The organism is Sphingopyxis sp. HIX (assembly GCF_001468285.1).
GTDB lineage: Bacteria > Pseudomonadota > Alphaproteobacteria > Sphingomonadales > Sphingomonadaceae > Sphingopyxis.
The window spans coordinates 88,573-102,440 of sequence record NZ_LNSB01000001.1 but is presented as its reverse complement, the minus strand read 5'-3'; the positions used below and the strand labels follow the sequence as shown (position 1 = coordinate 102,440).

The following is a 13,868-nucleotide window of genomic DNA, read 5'->3' as shown; positions in this document are numbered from 1 at the left end:
TTGTCGTCAGCGCAGCGCCCGGATCGCGCGCACGGCGTTGCCGAGCGACTGCTGGAATTGCACGGGCTTATAGGCGTTGGGGTCTTTCACCGCGGCATAGGCGCGGTCGATGTCGCCGCGGATGCCCGCCGCCGCACCGACGGTGACGCGCCCCGACGAGACCATCGCGTTGAGCAGGGTGTCCACCCCCATCACCGCCTGCTGCGAGCCCGAGAAGTCGGTGAAGCGGTCGCTGATGGCGGTCGCCGAGATCGCATCGACGAGCGCGAAGGCGTCGGTGCCCGAGAAACTCCGCGAGGCGAAGGCGCGCTTCAGCGCCGCGACGGTCTGGCCCAATTGCGCCGCCGCCGCCTTGGCGCTGTCGCGGTCGACCGCCATCGCGCGGTGGAAGGCCGCGGTGCGCGTCGCGAGCTGGTCGGCGAGCCCCGGCGCCGCGATCCGCGCCGCGGCAGCCAGCATGATCAGATTTTCGTCATTATAGGGCGGCATGCCCTCGGGAATCTGGCGCCCCGGATTGTTCAGGCTGGTCTTCACCGGCTTCGCCTGGTCGAAGATCGGCCGATGGCAGCTGTGGCAGTCGAGGAAGTAGAATTCGGGGAACATGCCCTCGGTCCCGCGCTTCGACTGGAAGAGCTGGAGGCTGCGCTCGAGTGCCTCGGCCTGCCCGACCGCCCACATCTGGACATGGTCGGTGCGCGCATTCGCGACGCCGAACTTGCGCCAGCTATAGTCGCCATCCTCTTGGTGATGCGCCTGGAGCGAGGAGAAGAGGTCGAGTTCGAAGGCGATGCGCGGATGCCCCGCCGCCATGATACGGTGGGTGACGAACTGGCCTTCGCCCGACGAGCCGAAGTGGCAGTCGACGCACACCCCCGCGCGCACGACGGGATCTTCGAGCTTTTTGAGCCCCGCCGACAGGTTGGCGAGATGCTTGTCGCGCATTTCGCGGTCGGGATCGGCGTTGGTGCCCACCCCCGCATAGTGGCTGGCGATCCAGCCGCCCGCGGGCCCGTGGCACGATTCGCAGCCGACGCCATCCTCGAGCGGCACGGTGCCGCGCATCGCGCCGCCCGCGGCGTCGATCGCACCCTTGGTGCTGTGGCAGCCGAGGCACATCGGCGCGGTCGCCGCGTCCTTGAGGCCGAGGTTGCGCGCGATGAACTGGCTGCGGCTGTTGCTGAGCACCGCCCAGGCGCGGCTGTGTGCGCCGCCGGGGGTCGAGGGCTCCTGCCATTTCATCAGCTCGTCCTGGCGGACGACGGTGCCGTCGCCTTCCATCCGGCCGTGGCAGGTCGAGCCCGCGCACGAGGCGACGCCGGTGTAGCGATCGGCGACCTCGCCCTGCGACCGCGCGGGCGGGGCTGCAATGACGGCGGCCACGGCAAGCGTCGCCAACATCAGCACAAGGGCGGCAAGTGCCGCGAGCGGACGCCGGACGGCGGCCAAGGCCGCCGAGGGCCGATCGCGGCGCTCCTGTCCAGCGTGCGTCGTCATCGCAGAACCCCTTTTACCCCGCCGGGCGCTTTTGCGCCTCGACCGCCGTCTTACACCACTCCGAACGCGAGCATCGCGTCGGCGACCTTCTTGAAGCCCGCGATATTGGCGCCCTTCACATAGTCGATATAGCCGCCGCCCTGATCGCCATAGGTCAGGCAGCTCTTGTGGATGCCCGCCATGATGTCCTTGAGCATCTGCTGCAGCTCTTCTTCCTTCCAGCTGCGGCGTTCGCTGTTCTGGCTCATTTCGAGGCCCGACACCGCGACGCCGCCGGCATTGGCGGCCTTGCCCGGCGCGAACATGATCTTGGCATGTTTGAAGACATGCACGCCGTCGAGGTTGGTCGGCATGTTCGCGCCTTCGCTGACCGCGATCACGCCATTGGCGACCAGCGCCTTGGCGTCGTCGCCGAGCAGCTCGTTCTGCGTCGCGCAGGGCAAGGCGACGTCGCATTTGACGCCCCACGGGGTCTTGCCCGCGGTGAAGCTCGCGCCCTTGAACTCGTCCACATATTCCTCGATCCGGCCGCGGCGGTGCGTCTTGTGCGCCTTCACCCAGTCGATCTTTTCCTGGGTGATGCCGTCGGGGTCGTGGATGAAGCCGCCCGAATCGGACAGCGTCAGCACCTTTCCGCCCAGCTGAACGATCTTTTCGGCGGCGTGCGTCGCGACATTGCCCGATCCCGAGATGACTGCGGTCTTGCCGACCAGGTCCATGCCCTTCACCGCGAGCATGTTCTGGAGGAAATAGACCGCGCCATAGCCGGTCGCCTCGGGCCGGATCAGCGAGCCGCCCCATTCGATGCCCTTGCCGGTCAGCACCCCGGTGAATTCGTTGGTGATGCGCTTGTACTGGCCGAACATATAGCCGATCTCGCGCCCGCCCACGCCGATGTCGCCCGCGGGCACGTCGACGTCGGCGCCGATGTGGCGATAGAGTTCGGTCATGAAGCTCTGGCAGAAGCGCATGATCTCGCGCACGCTCTTGCCCTTGGGGTTGAAGTTCGAGCCGCCCTTGCCGCCGCCCATCGGCAGCCCGGTCAGCGCGTTCTTGAACGTCTGTTCGAAGGCGAGGAATTTGAGCACCGATTCGGTGACCGACGGGTGGAAGCGGATACCGCCCTTGTACGGGCCGATGGCATTGTTGTTCTGGACGCGCCAGCCGCGCTGGACGCGGACATTGCCGTTGTCATCCTCCCAGCAGACGCGGAACGAGACGACGCGGTCGGGCTCGGCGATGCGCCGCAGGATCTGCTGCGCGTGATATTCTTCCTTGTCGGCGATGAAATCGAAGATGTCCTCGGCGACTTCCTGGACAGCCTGGACGAACTCCGCCTGCCCCGGGTTGCGCTTCGACACCCCTTCCATGAACGTCTTGAAATCGACGTGATCTGAAACTGCCATGCACCCCTCCCCTGTTGGCCGGGAAAATTTCGGTGCGACCCCTTTTGCGATTTAATCGTTGACCGACCTCGCCCCTCAAAGGCTACACCATCGGGGAGCAAAGGCAAGCCGGGACCGCGCGAGGCGGTTATTTTTTCGCACGCGCACAAGAGGGGCAAAAATGAACGAGAGCAAAGAGATGGCCAAGCCCGCCGGCACTGGCCTGACGCGCATGAACGGCCTGATCCTGATCGCTGCCTTCCTGCTTCTGGCGGGCGCGATCGGCTATGCGATCTGGCGCGACCGCGCGCCCGAAGCTCCCGCGGCCGCCGCAGAAGCCGGGACGCTGCCCGGCGACCAGCTCGCCGCGCTCGAGGCGCGGACCAAGGCCGAGCCGAACAGCGCCGACGCATGGATGCAGCTCGGCGCGGCGCGCTTCGACCTCGGCGATTTTGCCGGCGCGGCGGCCGCCTATGAGAAGGCGACCGCGCTGTCGCCCGATTCGGCGGGGCTCTGGTCGGCGCTCGGCGAGGCGCGCGTGATGGCGAGCGAGCGCGAGCCGATGCCCGCGGAGGCGCTGCAGGCATTCGAAAAAGCCGTCGCGCTCGACGCGAAGGATCCGCGCGCGCGCTATTTCATGGCGGTGAAGAAGGATATCGGCGGCGACCACAAGGGCGCGATCGAGGACTGGTTCGCGCTGCTCGCGGACACACCGCAGGGGGCGCCGTGGGAGGCGGACCTCCGCCGCACGATCGAACAGGTCGGCGCGATCCACAAGATCGCAGTCGCAGACCGGCTGGCAAGCACCCGGCCGCGCCCGCTGACCGCCGACGAAATGCCCGTCGCCGCACGCGCGATCCCGGGGCCGAGCCGGTCGGACATGGAAGCCGCGTCGCAGCTGCCCAAGGGCCAGCAGGATGCGATGATCCAAGGCATGGTTGACGGGCTCGAAGCCAAGCTGAAGGCCAATCCCGCCGACGTCGACCGCTGGATCATGCTGATGCGCAGCCGCATAACGCTTGGCGAGACCGCGAAAGCGGCGCAGGCGCTGAAGGACGGCATCGCGGCCAATCCCGGCGCCGCGGCGCGGCTGAAGGCGCAGGCGCAGCTCCTGGGCGTGCCGGGGGCTTAACGAAGACTCGCACAAAGCCACGAAGCCACAAAGAAGGGCTCCTCGATCCCCGTTCGCCCTGAGCTTGTCGAAGGGCCGTTCTTCCCTCGGACACCAAAGGAAGGACAGTGCTTCGACAAGCTCAGCACGAACGGAGTTTACTATTCCCTTTGTGGCTTCGTGGCTTTGTGCGAGCCAATTCTATCCCGCCATCAGCGCCGCATTGCCGCCCGCCGCGGTAATGTCGGTCGAGATCGACTTTTCCTCGGCGAAGCGGAACAGATAGTGCGGGCCGCCGGCCTTCGGGCCGGTGCCCGACAGGCCGCGGCCGCCGAAGGGCTGCGAGCCGACGATCGCGCCGATCTGGTTGCGGTTCACATAGACGTTGCCGACCGCCGCGCGCGCCGCGACATGCGCCGCGACGCCGTCGATGCGCGTGTGGACGCCGAGGGTGAGGCCATAGCCCGAGGCGTTGATCGCATCGATCAGCGCGTCGAGCTCGCCGCCCTTCCACGTCGCGACGTGCAGCACGGGGCCGAAGATCTCGCGCTTCAAATCGGTAACATGGCCCAGGCGAATCAGCGCCGGGCGGACGAAATGACCGCCAGGGGGCAGCTCGCCGCCGGCCTCGGCGAGCACGCGGCCCGCGGCGCGCGCATCGGCGACGTAAGTGGCGATATTGGCCTGCGCTTCCTCGTCGATGATCGGGCCGGTGTCGGTCGCGAGCTTTGCCGGGTCGCCGATCGCGAGTTCGGCCATCGCGCCCGCGACCATCTCGATCACCCCTTCGGCGACATCCTCCTGCACGCACAGCAGCCGCAGCGCCGAGCAGCGCTGGCCCGCCGACTGGAAAGCGCTGGCGACGGCGTCGCGCGCGACCTGTTCGGGGAGCGCGGTCGAATCGACGATCATCGCATTGGCGCCGCCGGTTTCGGCGATCAGCGTCGCGATCGGGCCGTCGCGCATCGCGAGGCTGCGGTTGATGAGGCGCGCGACCTCGGTCGAGCCGGTGAAGGCGACGCCGATGACGTCGTCATGCCCGGTGATCGCCGCGCCGACGGTCTCGCCGCCGCCGGGGAGATAGTGCAGGATTTCCACGGGGATGCCCGCTTCGTGGAGCAGTTCGACCGCGGCGTGCGCGATGAGCGGGGTCTGTTCGGCGGGCTTGGCGAGCACGGCATTGCCCGCCGCGAGCGCCGCCGACACCTGCCCCAGGAAGATCGCGAGCGGGAAGTTCCACGGGCTGATGCAGGCAAAGATGCCCTTGCCCTCGAGCATCAGCTCGTTGCGCTCGCCGGTCGGGCCGGGGAGCGGCAGCGGGTGGGTGAAATGCGCGCGCGCCTGCGCCGCATAATAGCGCAGGAAATCGACCGCCTCGCGTATCTCGGCGACGGCATCGACGAGCGTCTTGCCCGCCTCGTCGATCGCGAGGCCGAGGAACAATGCGTCGCGCTCCTCGAGCAGGTCGGCGGCGCGTTCGAGCCGTTCGGCGCGGAAGGCACCGCCTGCGAGGCTCCAATCCTCCTGCACCGGGTTCGACGCGGCGACGGCGGCGTCGACCGCGGCGGCATCGGCCTCGATCACCGAGCCGATGACGGCGCCGGTTGCGGGGTTGTGGACGGGCAGGGCGGTGCCGGTCAGCGTGCGGCCCGCGACGATCGGAGCCGCGACCGGGTTCGCGCGGCGCGCCTGGGCGATCGCGGCCATCAGTGCCTCGGGCACGCCCGGCTCGCCGAGGTCGTAGCCGCGCGAGTTGCGGCGCTCGGGATCGAGCAGGGTACGGCCGGTGGCGATCGTCGAGGCCTTGCTCGCGATGCTGCGCGGATCGACCGCGAGCTGCTCGGCGGTCACGTCGGGGTCCGAGAATTGGTGCACGAAACTGGAGTTCGCGCCATTTTCGAGCAGGCGGCGGACGAGATAGGCGAGCAGGTCGCGGTGAGTGCCGACGGGGGCATAGACGCGCACCGGGCGCGGCGGCGGGAAGAGGCCGACGATGGCATCGTGGGCGCCCTCGCCCATGCCGTGCAGCCGCTGCAGCTCGTAGTCGGCGCCCGCGAACAGCTCGGCGACGAAGGCGAGCGTCATCGCATTGTGGCTGGCGAAGGCGGGGAAGATCGCGTCCTGCGCGTCGCGGAGGATCTGGGCGCAATGCATATAGTTGAGGTCGGTGTGGTTCTTCGCGGTGAAGACCGGGAAGTCGGCGAGGCCCATGGTCTGGGCGCGCTTGATCTCGGTATCCCAGTACGCGCCTTTCACCAGCCGCATCGACAGCTTGACGCCGCGCGCGCGCGCCTTGGCGGCGACCCAGCGGATCACCTCGGGCGCGCGCTTCTGATAGGCCTGGATCACGATGCCGAGCCCGGTCCAGCCGTCGGCGATCCCGGCGTCGATCAGCGCTGCATAGACGTCCATATGCGGCTCGAGCCGGTCGCTTTCCTCGGCGTCGATCATCAGCGGGATATTCACCGCGCGCGCGGCGCGGGCGAGTTCGATCACGCGCGGGATCAGTTCCTCGCGGGTGCGGGCAGGCTGGAGATATTCGTAGCGCGGGTGGAGCGCGGAGAGCTTGATCGAGATGCCGTGGTTGGCGTGCGGGTCGCCCGCCCTCGCATGTTTCCCGATGCGCGTAATGGCACCCGCATAGCTGTCGTAATAGCGCTTTGCGTCTTCCGCCGTGCGCGCAGCCTCGCCGAGCATGTCGAAGCTCGCGAGTTCGCTCTTTTCCTTGTCGGCGCGCTTGACCGCGGCGTCGATCGTCTCGCCCATCACGAACTGCTGGCCGAGCATCTTCATCGCCGCGAGCGAAGCCTGGCGGATCACCGGCTCGCCCGAGCGGCGGATCATCGATTTGAGCAGCGCGAGCGGGTTGGCCTTGCTGCCCATCGCGCCCAGCATCAAAGTCGCCGACCCCAGCGACAGGCCGCGCGCCGAGAGCGCGACGATCAGCGGGCTGTCCTCATCCTCGCCCTCGTTCCAGCGGCGCCCGGCGATCTTGTCGCGGATCAGCGCATTGGCGGTCGCGCTGTCGGGGACGCGCAGCAGCGCCTCGGCGAGGCACATCAGCACGACGCCTTCCTCGGTCGACAGGCGGTAGCGGTTCATCAGCTGCGCGACGAGTGTCTCGCGCTCGCCCTCGGCCTTCGCCTTGCGGATGAGCGCGAGCCCACGCGCGGTGGTGGCGTCTACCGTGGCGCGCGAGCGCGCGAGCTCGGCGCGCAGGTCCGCGACGATATCGGCTTCGGGGCGGCGGGCGAGGGCGCGGATGGCAGCGCGATCGATGGGCTGGGTCATGGCGACTCCATAGCAGAATGCGCGAAGTCGATTCGACTTCATTGCGCTTCATTGATATATATTTTGACCAAAGATATTTAAAATCTTAGTCTGAACATATGAAAAATGCAGTACCCCTGGTCGATCTGGACGAATTCGACCGCAAGATCCTGACCATCCTCGGCCGCGACGGGCGGATCACCTACACCGATCTCGCGGCGCAGGTCGGGCTGTCGAAGACGCCGTGCCAGGCGCGCGTGAAGCGGCTGGTCGACAGCGGGCTGATCACCGGCTTTCGCGCGATCGTCGATCCGGCCAAAGTCGGCCTCGACCATGTCGCCTTTACCGAGGTCAAATTGTCCGACACGCGCGAAGACGCGCTGCGCCGGTTCAACGACGCGGTGCGGCAGATCCCCGAGGTCGAGGAATGCCATATGATCGCGAGCAGCTTCGACTATCTGCTCAAGGTTCGCACCCCCGACATCCGCCGCTATCGCATCGTGCTGGGCGAGAAGATCTCGAGCCTGCCACATGTCGCGAGCACCTCGACCTTCGTGGCGATGGAAACGATCCTCGAATCGGCGCGCTAGGCGAAGGCCTCGCGCACATAATCGACCGAGCGGCCGGGATCGGCCAGTCGCGCCGCGCCGAGAAGGCGATTCCAATAGTTTTGCGACCCGTCGGCGAGGCGCCATTCGTGGAGGCGGCGGGTGAAGCGCTGGAGGTCGTGCTCCTCGCTGATCCCGATCGCGCCGTGCACCGCATGCGCGGTCGCGGCGACGCGCGCGGCAGCCTTGCTCGCGACCGACTTGGCAGTGGCCGCAGCGACGAGCGAGGGCGGGAAGCTGCCCGCGCAGCCGAGCTGCGAGGCGATGCGGGCGGCGACCATTTCCTCGGCCATCACCGCCATCTGCTGCTGCAGGGCCTGCTGGCGGCCGATCGGCTTGCCGAACTGGATGCGCTCGTTCGCATAGGCGGCAGTCATTTGCGTGAGGCGTTCGGCGGCACCGGCGATCAGCGCCGCGCGAAGGATCGCGGCGAGGCTGCGGAGGCCGCCTTCGGGTGCGGGCGCGACAGGCGCGGGCAAGCGGCCGGTATCGAACCGCGCGGCGAGGCTGGCGGGTACGCCGGTTGCGTCGCCTTTCGTCGCGACGAAGTGGAGACCAGCCGCCGATTCGATCAACAGCTGCGCCGCGACGAGGCCACAGGGCACGACGGTGCCCGCGCCATCAGCGACCGTCAACGCGATCGGGCCGTCGGGCGCATCGGCGAGCAGCGCGCGCGCGATCATCGTCTCGCCGACCGGCAGCGGCACCGCATGGCGACCGAGCGCCATCCACAGCGGATGCGCGTCGGCGAGCGACAGACCCGCGCCGCCGCGCTCCCCGGGCACCAGTGCGTCGAGGAAGCCCGATTCGGCGAAGGCGCCCCACATCGCATGGGTGCTGCCGCCATGCTCGATCGCACGCACCGCGGCGGGGGGCGCCACATCCTCGAGCATGCGCTCGAAGGGTTCGAGAAATTCGCTCATCAACGTAGCCCCATTCCGCGCGCGATGATGCCGCGCAGCACCTCGCGCGTACCGCCGCGCAGCGAGAAGCTGGGCGCCACATAAGTGACGAACATCAGGGTGCGATAGAGTTCGGCATCGACCGCTTCGTCCGGATGCGCCGCGAGATCGTCACCGATCGCCACTGGCAGCTCCTGTTCGAAGGCTGTGCCGAGGTCCTTGACCAGCGAGGCCTCGGTCACCGGGCTTTCGCCGAGCGCGAGCCGCGCGGTGCAGGCGATCGACATCGCGCGCAGCGTGGCGAGGCGCGCGGTGAAATCGCCGACGAGCGCCAGCGTCGCGCTGTCGGCGCGGCCGACGGCGCGCAGATGCGCGATCCACGCGTCGAGCAGGACGACGCTCGAATAGATGCGCTCGGGCCCGCTGCGTTCGAAGGCGAGTTCGGCGGTGACCTGTTTCCACCCCTCGCCTTCGTTGCCGATCAGCGCGTCGGCGGGCAGGTCGACATTGTCGAAGAAGACCTCGGCGAAATGCGCGTCGCCCGCGAGGTCGGTGATCGGACGGACGGTGACCCCGGGCGCCTTCAGGTCGATGATCAGTTGCGACAGCCCGGCGTGGCGATCCTCGCTGGTGCCCGAGGTGCGGAGCAGCGCGATCATATAATCGCCGTGCATCGCGTTGGTGGTCCAGATCTTCTGCCCATTGACGCGCCATCCGGTTTCGGTGCGGTCGGCGCGCGTGCGCACGCTCGCGAGGTCCGAGCCCGAGCCCGGTTCGCTCATCCCGATGCAGAAAACCAGCTCGCCGCGGCAGATACGCGGGATGTAGAAATCGCGCTGCGCCTCGCTGCCATAGTTCAGCATCAGCGGCGCGCTCTGGCGGTCGGCGATCCAGTGCGCGGCGACCGGCGCACCCGCCGACAGCAGCTCCTCGACGACGACGAAGCGCGCGAAGGGGCCGCGCTCCTGCCCGCCATAGGCCTTGGGCAGGGTCAGGCCGAGGAAGCCGGCGGCGCCGAGGCGGCGGCTGAAGCCGGGATCGAACCCCGACCATGAGCGCGCGCGGACATCGGCAGGAGCATTGGCGGCGGCTTCGTCGGCGAGCGCGCGGATCGCGGGGCGCAGCGCCTCGTCGGCCGCGGGCAGGCTCGCCAGGGTGAGCGTATCGAACAGCGGTCGTCCCCTTCCCTTTGTTTTCGCCTGTGCGCCTATTGCGCCGGGGGGCGGGCGGCAAGGGTCTATGTGAATAGTGGCCTGTGAGGATGGCGGCTTTGGGGGTGGGGAGCTGCCACTTGTCCGGTCGTCATCCCGGGCTTGACCCGCGACCCGCCTTCCTTTTTCCGTCGTCGGATCAAAGAAAAGGCAGGCCCCGGGTCAAACCCGGGGTGACGAAAGTGGGTTACGCCAACGTCGCGTTTCGCCCGAAGCCGGCCGAACCGCACTTGTGAAATGAATTCGCGCAGAGGCGCAGAGGCCGCAGAGAGGAAAGGCCCTCCTTCTCTGCGCCTCTGCGCGAATAGGAAATAGCCTGCAGCGACTCCCGCCCCCGCGCAAGAAATGTCAAAACTCGTTGCAAGCGGGGCTAAAGCCAGCGGGAGGGCGAGCGGCTAATTTCCTGAAGATCAGGCTCGCAGAAGCCGGTTTACGGGAGAATTTTCATGGCCGTTTCGCCCCACGCGCGTGCATTTCTTGCGGCGCTTTCGCTTTCGACATCGACGTTGGCGCTCGCGCAGGAGGCACCGCCCGCCGAGGATGGCGCGGCGAGCGACGGCGATATCGTCGTCACCGCGCAGCGCCGCGAACAGTCGCTGCTCGACGTACCGCTCGCGGTCACCGCGCTCGGCGGCGACAGCTTGGCCGAGCGCGGGATCACCAACTCGGCGCAGCTCGGCGATGCGGTGCCGAACCTGCAGATCAACAGCCCCTATGGCGACACCCAGCCCAATTTCTCGCTGCGCGGGATCGGGGTCGCGAACGAATATAACAGCAATCAGGCCTCGCCGGTCGGCGTCTATCTCGACGACGTCTATCTCGCGCCGCGCACGAGCCACGGCATGGGCCTCTTCGACCTCGACCGCATCGAGGTGCTGCGCGGGCCGCAGGGGACGCTGTTCGGGCGCAACACCACTGGCGGCGCGATCAACTTCATCACGAAGAAGCCCGATCTCGCGGGCACCAATGGCTATGCGCAGATCGGTTACGCCAATTTCGACACCTTCACCGCACAGGGCGCCGCCGAAGCGACGCTCGCAGAGGATGTCGCGGGGCTTCGCCTCGCGGTCAATTATGCCAAGGGCGACGGGCAGATAAAGAACGTCTTCCCCGGCGGGCGCGACGCCGCGTCGGTCGATACGCTGCAGGGCCGCGCGTCGCTCCGCGTCAAACCCACCGAAACGCTCGACGTGGTGCTGCGCGCCTATGCCGGGCGCGACCGCGGCACGCAGGCCGCGGTCCATGGGCTCGGGGCCTTCCGCACAGGGCTCGATTTCTTCGAGACCAACGAGAATCGCATCGGCGAGAACCGCACCGACGCCTGGGGCTTTTCGGCGAATATCGCGCTCGAACTTTCGGACACGCTCAGCCTGACCTCGATCACCAGCTTCGACGGCGGCAAGCAGAACCTGCAGCAGGCCGCCGATGGGGCGCCGCTCGACATCCTCGACATCAACTGGCGCTCGAAATATCGCCAGTTCAGCCAGGAGTTGCGCGCCAATTACGAGGGCGACGGGATCAATTTCGTCGGCGGCCTCTTCTACGGCTGGGACCGCAATATCACCGACAACAGTTTCAACCTGCCGCTGCCGCCGGCGGGGGGCTTCTTCCAGCATTACCGGCAGGTCCGGAAGAGCTATGCCGTGTTCGGGCAGGCCGATATCGACCTGACCGAGAAGCTCGTGCTGACGCTCGGCACGCGCTACACCAAGGACAAGTCGCGCTACGACGACGCCTTCGCCTATCTGTTCGTCGGCGGGGTCGACGATCCGCAGACGCCGATCGCGACGACGGTACCGTGCCCGGGCGTCGCCGGCACCTGCGCCTATGATCCCGCGGCGCGCTTCGCGCTCGCCGACACCAACAATGCGCTGACCGGGCGGATTGCGCTCAGCTACACCTTCGACGACGGCCCGCTGGTCTATGCGAGCTACAACCGCGGCTATCGCGCGGGGGCCGTCAACGGCGGCGGCTACACCTCCTCGTCGGGCATCGGCTATATCGAGCCCGAACGCGTCAACGCCTATGAGATCGGGATCAAGGGGCGCACCGCCGACCGGCTGCTGACTTACGCGGCCTCGGCCTTCTATTACGACTATTCGAACCAGCAGCTGCAGGACACGCGCGCCGGGCCGGTTTCCTTCCTGGTCAATGCGCCGTCATCCGAGGTCTATGGCCTCGAAGTCGAAACGACCTTGCGGCCCACCGACGGTCTTCGCGTCAACGCGTCGCTCGGCTGGCTGCATTCGAAATATAAGGAGCTGACGCTGCAGGGCGCCGACCTCTCGGGCAACGAACTGCCCTTCGCGCCGAAGCTCACTGCGCAGCTCGGTTTCGAATGGGATGTGGTCGAGGTCGCGGGCGGCACGATCACCTTCGCGCCGAGCATGGCCTATTCGAGCCGGCAATATTTCTCGCCGTTCAACGACATCGACGCGCCGGGCACGCCGCAGGTCAACAGCGAGCTGCAGCAGGGCGCCAATGCCAAGGTCAATGCTTCGCTCGGCTGGTCGAACGACGCGCTGACGATCCGCGCGTTCGCGAACAATATCTTCGAACGCAAGACCTATGGCTATGGCCTCGACCTGCGGGGGGCGGGTTTCCCGTACAACTTCCTCGTGCCGTCGGCGCCGCGCACCTATGGCGTGTCCCTGCGCTACAGCTTCTGACGATGACCGACCTGAAGGACCCCGATCTCTACGTCGGCGGCATGCCCTATGCCGAGCTCGCGGCCTTGCGCGCCGCGGGCCCGGTCCACTGGAACCCCGAGAGCGATGGCGCGGGCTTCTGGGCGGTGCTGGGGTTCGAGGAGATCAACCTGGTATCGCGGCAGGCCGATCTCTTTTCGTCGGCGCACGAAAATGGCGGGCACCGCATCTTCAACGAAAATGAGGTTGGGCTGACCGGCGCGGGCGAATCGGCGATCGGCATCCCCTTCATCTCGCGCGATCCGCCGACGCACACGCAGTACCGCAAATTCGTGATGCCCGCGCTCTCGCCCGCGCGTCTCGAAGGGATCGAGGCGCGAATCGCCGAACGCGTCGAGCGGCTGTTTTCAGAGGTGCCGCTGAACGAGACGGTGAGCATCCTGCCGCTCCTCACCGTGCCCCTGCCGCTGCTGACGCTCGCCGAACTGCTCGGCGTGCCAGCGGAGATGTGGCACGATCTGCACCGCTGGACCGACGCCTTCGTCGGCGAGGACGACCCCGATTTCCGCCAGTCGCCCGAAGCGATGGCGGCGGTGATGGGCGAGTTCATCGCCTTTGCTTCGGCCCTGTTCGAGGAACGCCGCGCCAATCCCGGCCCCGACATTGCTTCGTTGCTCGCGAACACGGAAATCCATGGCCAGCCCGTCCCGCTCGGCGACTTTATCGGCAACCTCATCCTCGCGCTCGTCGGCGGCAACGAGACGACGCGCAATTCGATCAACCACAGCCTGATCGCCTTCGCGGCCAACCCCGAGCAATGGGATGCGATCCGCGCCGACGCCGCCCTGCTGCCGAATGCGGTCAAGGAGATGGTGCGCCACGCGAGCCCGGTGATCCATATGCGCCGCACCGCGACGCGCGATACCGAGCTGGGCGGGCAGGCGATCCGCAAGGGCGACAAGGTCGTCGTCTTCTACCCCGCGGGCAACCGCGATCCCGCGGTGTTCGAAAATCCTGACGCCTTCGACATTGCGCGCCCGATCCGCCAGCATCTGGCGTTCGGCGCGGGGGTGCATGTCTGCGTCGGATCGCGGCTCGCCGAGATGCAATTGCGACTCGCCTTTGCCACCATGGCGCGCCATGTTCGGCGGATAGAGATCATGGGAGAGCCGGTCCGCGTGCGGTCGAACTTCATCAACGGCTTCAAGCGGCTCGAGGTCAGGCTGGTGGCCTGAGGAA

At 67.5% G+C, this 13,868-nt stretch carries 9 protein-coding genes; 4 read left to right on the top strand and 5 right to left on the bottom strand.

Annotated elements, in window-relative coordinates:
- Nucleotides 1–6: 6 nt before the first annotated feature.
- Together ATE62_RS00430 and gdhA are read right to left on the bottom strand one after the other, a co-directional pair.
- Nucleotides 7–1,494, bottom strand: coding sequence for a multiheme c-type cytochrome (locus ATE62_RS00430; protein ID WP_058807351.1), 1,488 nt, complete (start codon nt 1,492–1,494; stop codon nt 7–9).
- A 50-nt stretch (nt 1,495–1,544) separates the two neighbouring features.
- Nucleotides 1,545–2,900 (bottom strand): NADP-specific glutamate dehydrogenase, encoded by a 1,356-nt coding sequence (gdhA, locus tag ATE62_RS00425; protein WP_058807350.1) that lies wholly within the window; start codon nt 2,898–2,900, stop codon nt 1,545–1,547.
- A gap of 160 nt (nt 2,901–3,060) precedes the next feature.
- Between gdhA and ATE62_RS00420 the strand changes: the two genes are divergently transcribed.
- On the top strand, nt 3,061–4,011 hold the full coding sequence (locus tag ATE62_RS00420) for a tetratricopeptide repeat protein (RefSeq protein ID WP_231736020.1): 951 nt from the start codon (nt 3,061–3,063) through the stop codon (nt 4,009–4,011).
- Between the two features lie 180 nt (nt 4,012–4,191).
- Here the strand turns inward: ATE62_RS00420 and putA are convergent, their stop codons facing one another.
- A complete protein-coding gene (gene putA / locus ATE62_RS00415; protein WP_058807364.1) occupies nt 4,192–7,281 on the bottom strand; it encodes a bifunctional proline dehydrogenase/L-glutamate gamma-semialdehyde dehydrogenase PutA in 3,090 nt (1,029 codons plus the stop codon).
- Between the two features lie 98 nt (nt 7,282–7,379).
- Between putA and ATE62_RS00410 the strand changes: the two genes are divergently transcribed.
- A complete protein-coding gene (locus ATE62_RS00410; RefSeq protein WP_058807349.1) occupies nt 7,380–7,850 on the top strand; it encodes an Lrp/AsnC family transcriptional regulator in 471 nt (156 codons plus the stop codon).
- Here ATE62_RS00410 and ATE62_RS00405 read toward each other — a convergent pair.
- Nucleotides 7,847–8,791 (bottom strand): acyl-CoA dehydrogenase family protein, encoded by a 945-nt coding sequence (locus tag ATE62_RS00405; RefSeq protein WP_058807348.1) that lies wholly within the window; start codon nt 8,789–8,791, stop codon nt 7,847–7,849. The two genes, ATE62_RS00410 and ATE62_RS00405, sit on opposite strands and share 4 nt — an antisense overlap.
- Nucleotides 8,791–9,894, bottom strand: a complete 1,104-nt coding sequence (locus ATE62_RS00400; protein WP_269433353.1) for an acyl-CoA dehydrogenase family protein — start codon at nt 9,892–9,894, stop codon at nt 8,791–8,793. The genes ATE62_RS00405 and ATE62_RS00400 overlap by 1 nt, the downstream gene beginning before the upstream one ends.
- A 533-nt stretch (nt 9,895–10,427) precedes the next feature.
- Here ATE62_RS00400 and ATE62_RS00395 point away from each other — a divergent pair.
- Together ATE62_RS00395 and ATE62_RS00390 are read left to right on the top strand one after the other, a co-directional pair.
- Complete coding sequence (locus ATE62_RS00395) at nt 10,428–12,650, top strand: TonB-dependent receptor (RefSeq protein WP_058807346.1); 2,223 nt, start codon at nt 10,428–10,430, stop codon at nt 12,648–12,650.
- A gap of 2 nt (nt 12,651–12,652) precedes the next feature.
- Nucleotides 12,653–13,864 (top strand): cytochrome P450, encoded by a 1,212-nt coding sequence (locus tag ATE62_RS00390; protein ID WP_058807345.1) that lies wholly within the window; start codon nt 12,653–12,655, stop codon nt 13,862–13,864.
- Nucleotides 13,865–13,868 lie beyond the last annotated feature (4 nt).

Excerpts from the sequence above, each read along its gene's own strand:
- ATE62_RS00430 (WP_058807351.1), bottom strand. The coding sequence starts at position 1,494 with ATGACGACGCACGCTGGACAGGAGCGCCGCGATCGGCCCTCGGCGGCC.
- gdhA (WP_058807350.1), bottom strand. The coding sequence starts at position 2,900 with ATGGCAGTTTCAGATCACGTCGATTTCAAGACGTTCATGGAAGGGGTG.
- ATE62_RS00420 (WP_231736020.1), top strand. The coding sequence starts at position 3,061 with ATGAACGAGAGCAAAGAGATGGCCAAGCCCGCCGGCACTGGCCTGACG.
- putA (WP_058807364.1), bottom strand. The coding sequence starts at position 7,281 with ATGACCCAGCCCATCGATCGCGCTGCCATCCGCGCCCTCGCCCGCCGC.
- ATE62_RS00410 (WP_058807349.1), top strand. The coding sequence starts at position 7,380 with ATGAAAAATGCAGTACCCCTGGTCGATCTGGACGAATTCGACCGCAAG.
- ATE62_RS00405 (WP_058807348.1), bottom strand. The coding sequence starts at position 8,791 with ATGAGCGAATTTCTCGAACCCTTCGAGCGCATGCTCGAGGATGTGGCG.
- ATE62_RS00395 (WP_058807346.1), top strand. The coding sequence starts at position 10,428 with ATGGCCGTTTCGCCCCACGCGCGTGCATTTCTTGCGGCGCTTTCGCTT.
- ATE62_RS00390 (WP_058807345.1), top strand. The coding sequence starts at position 12,653 with ATGACCGACCTGAAGGACCCCGATCTCTACGTCGGCGGCATGCCCTAT.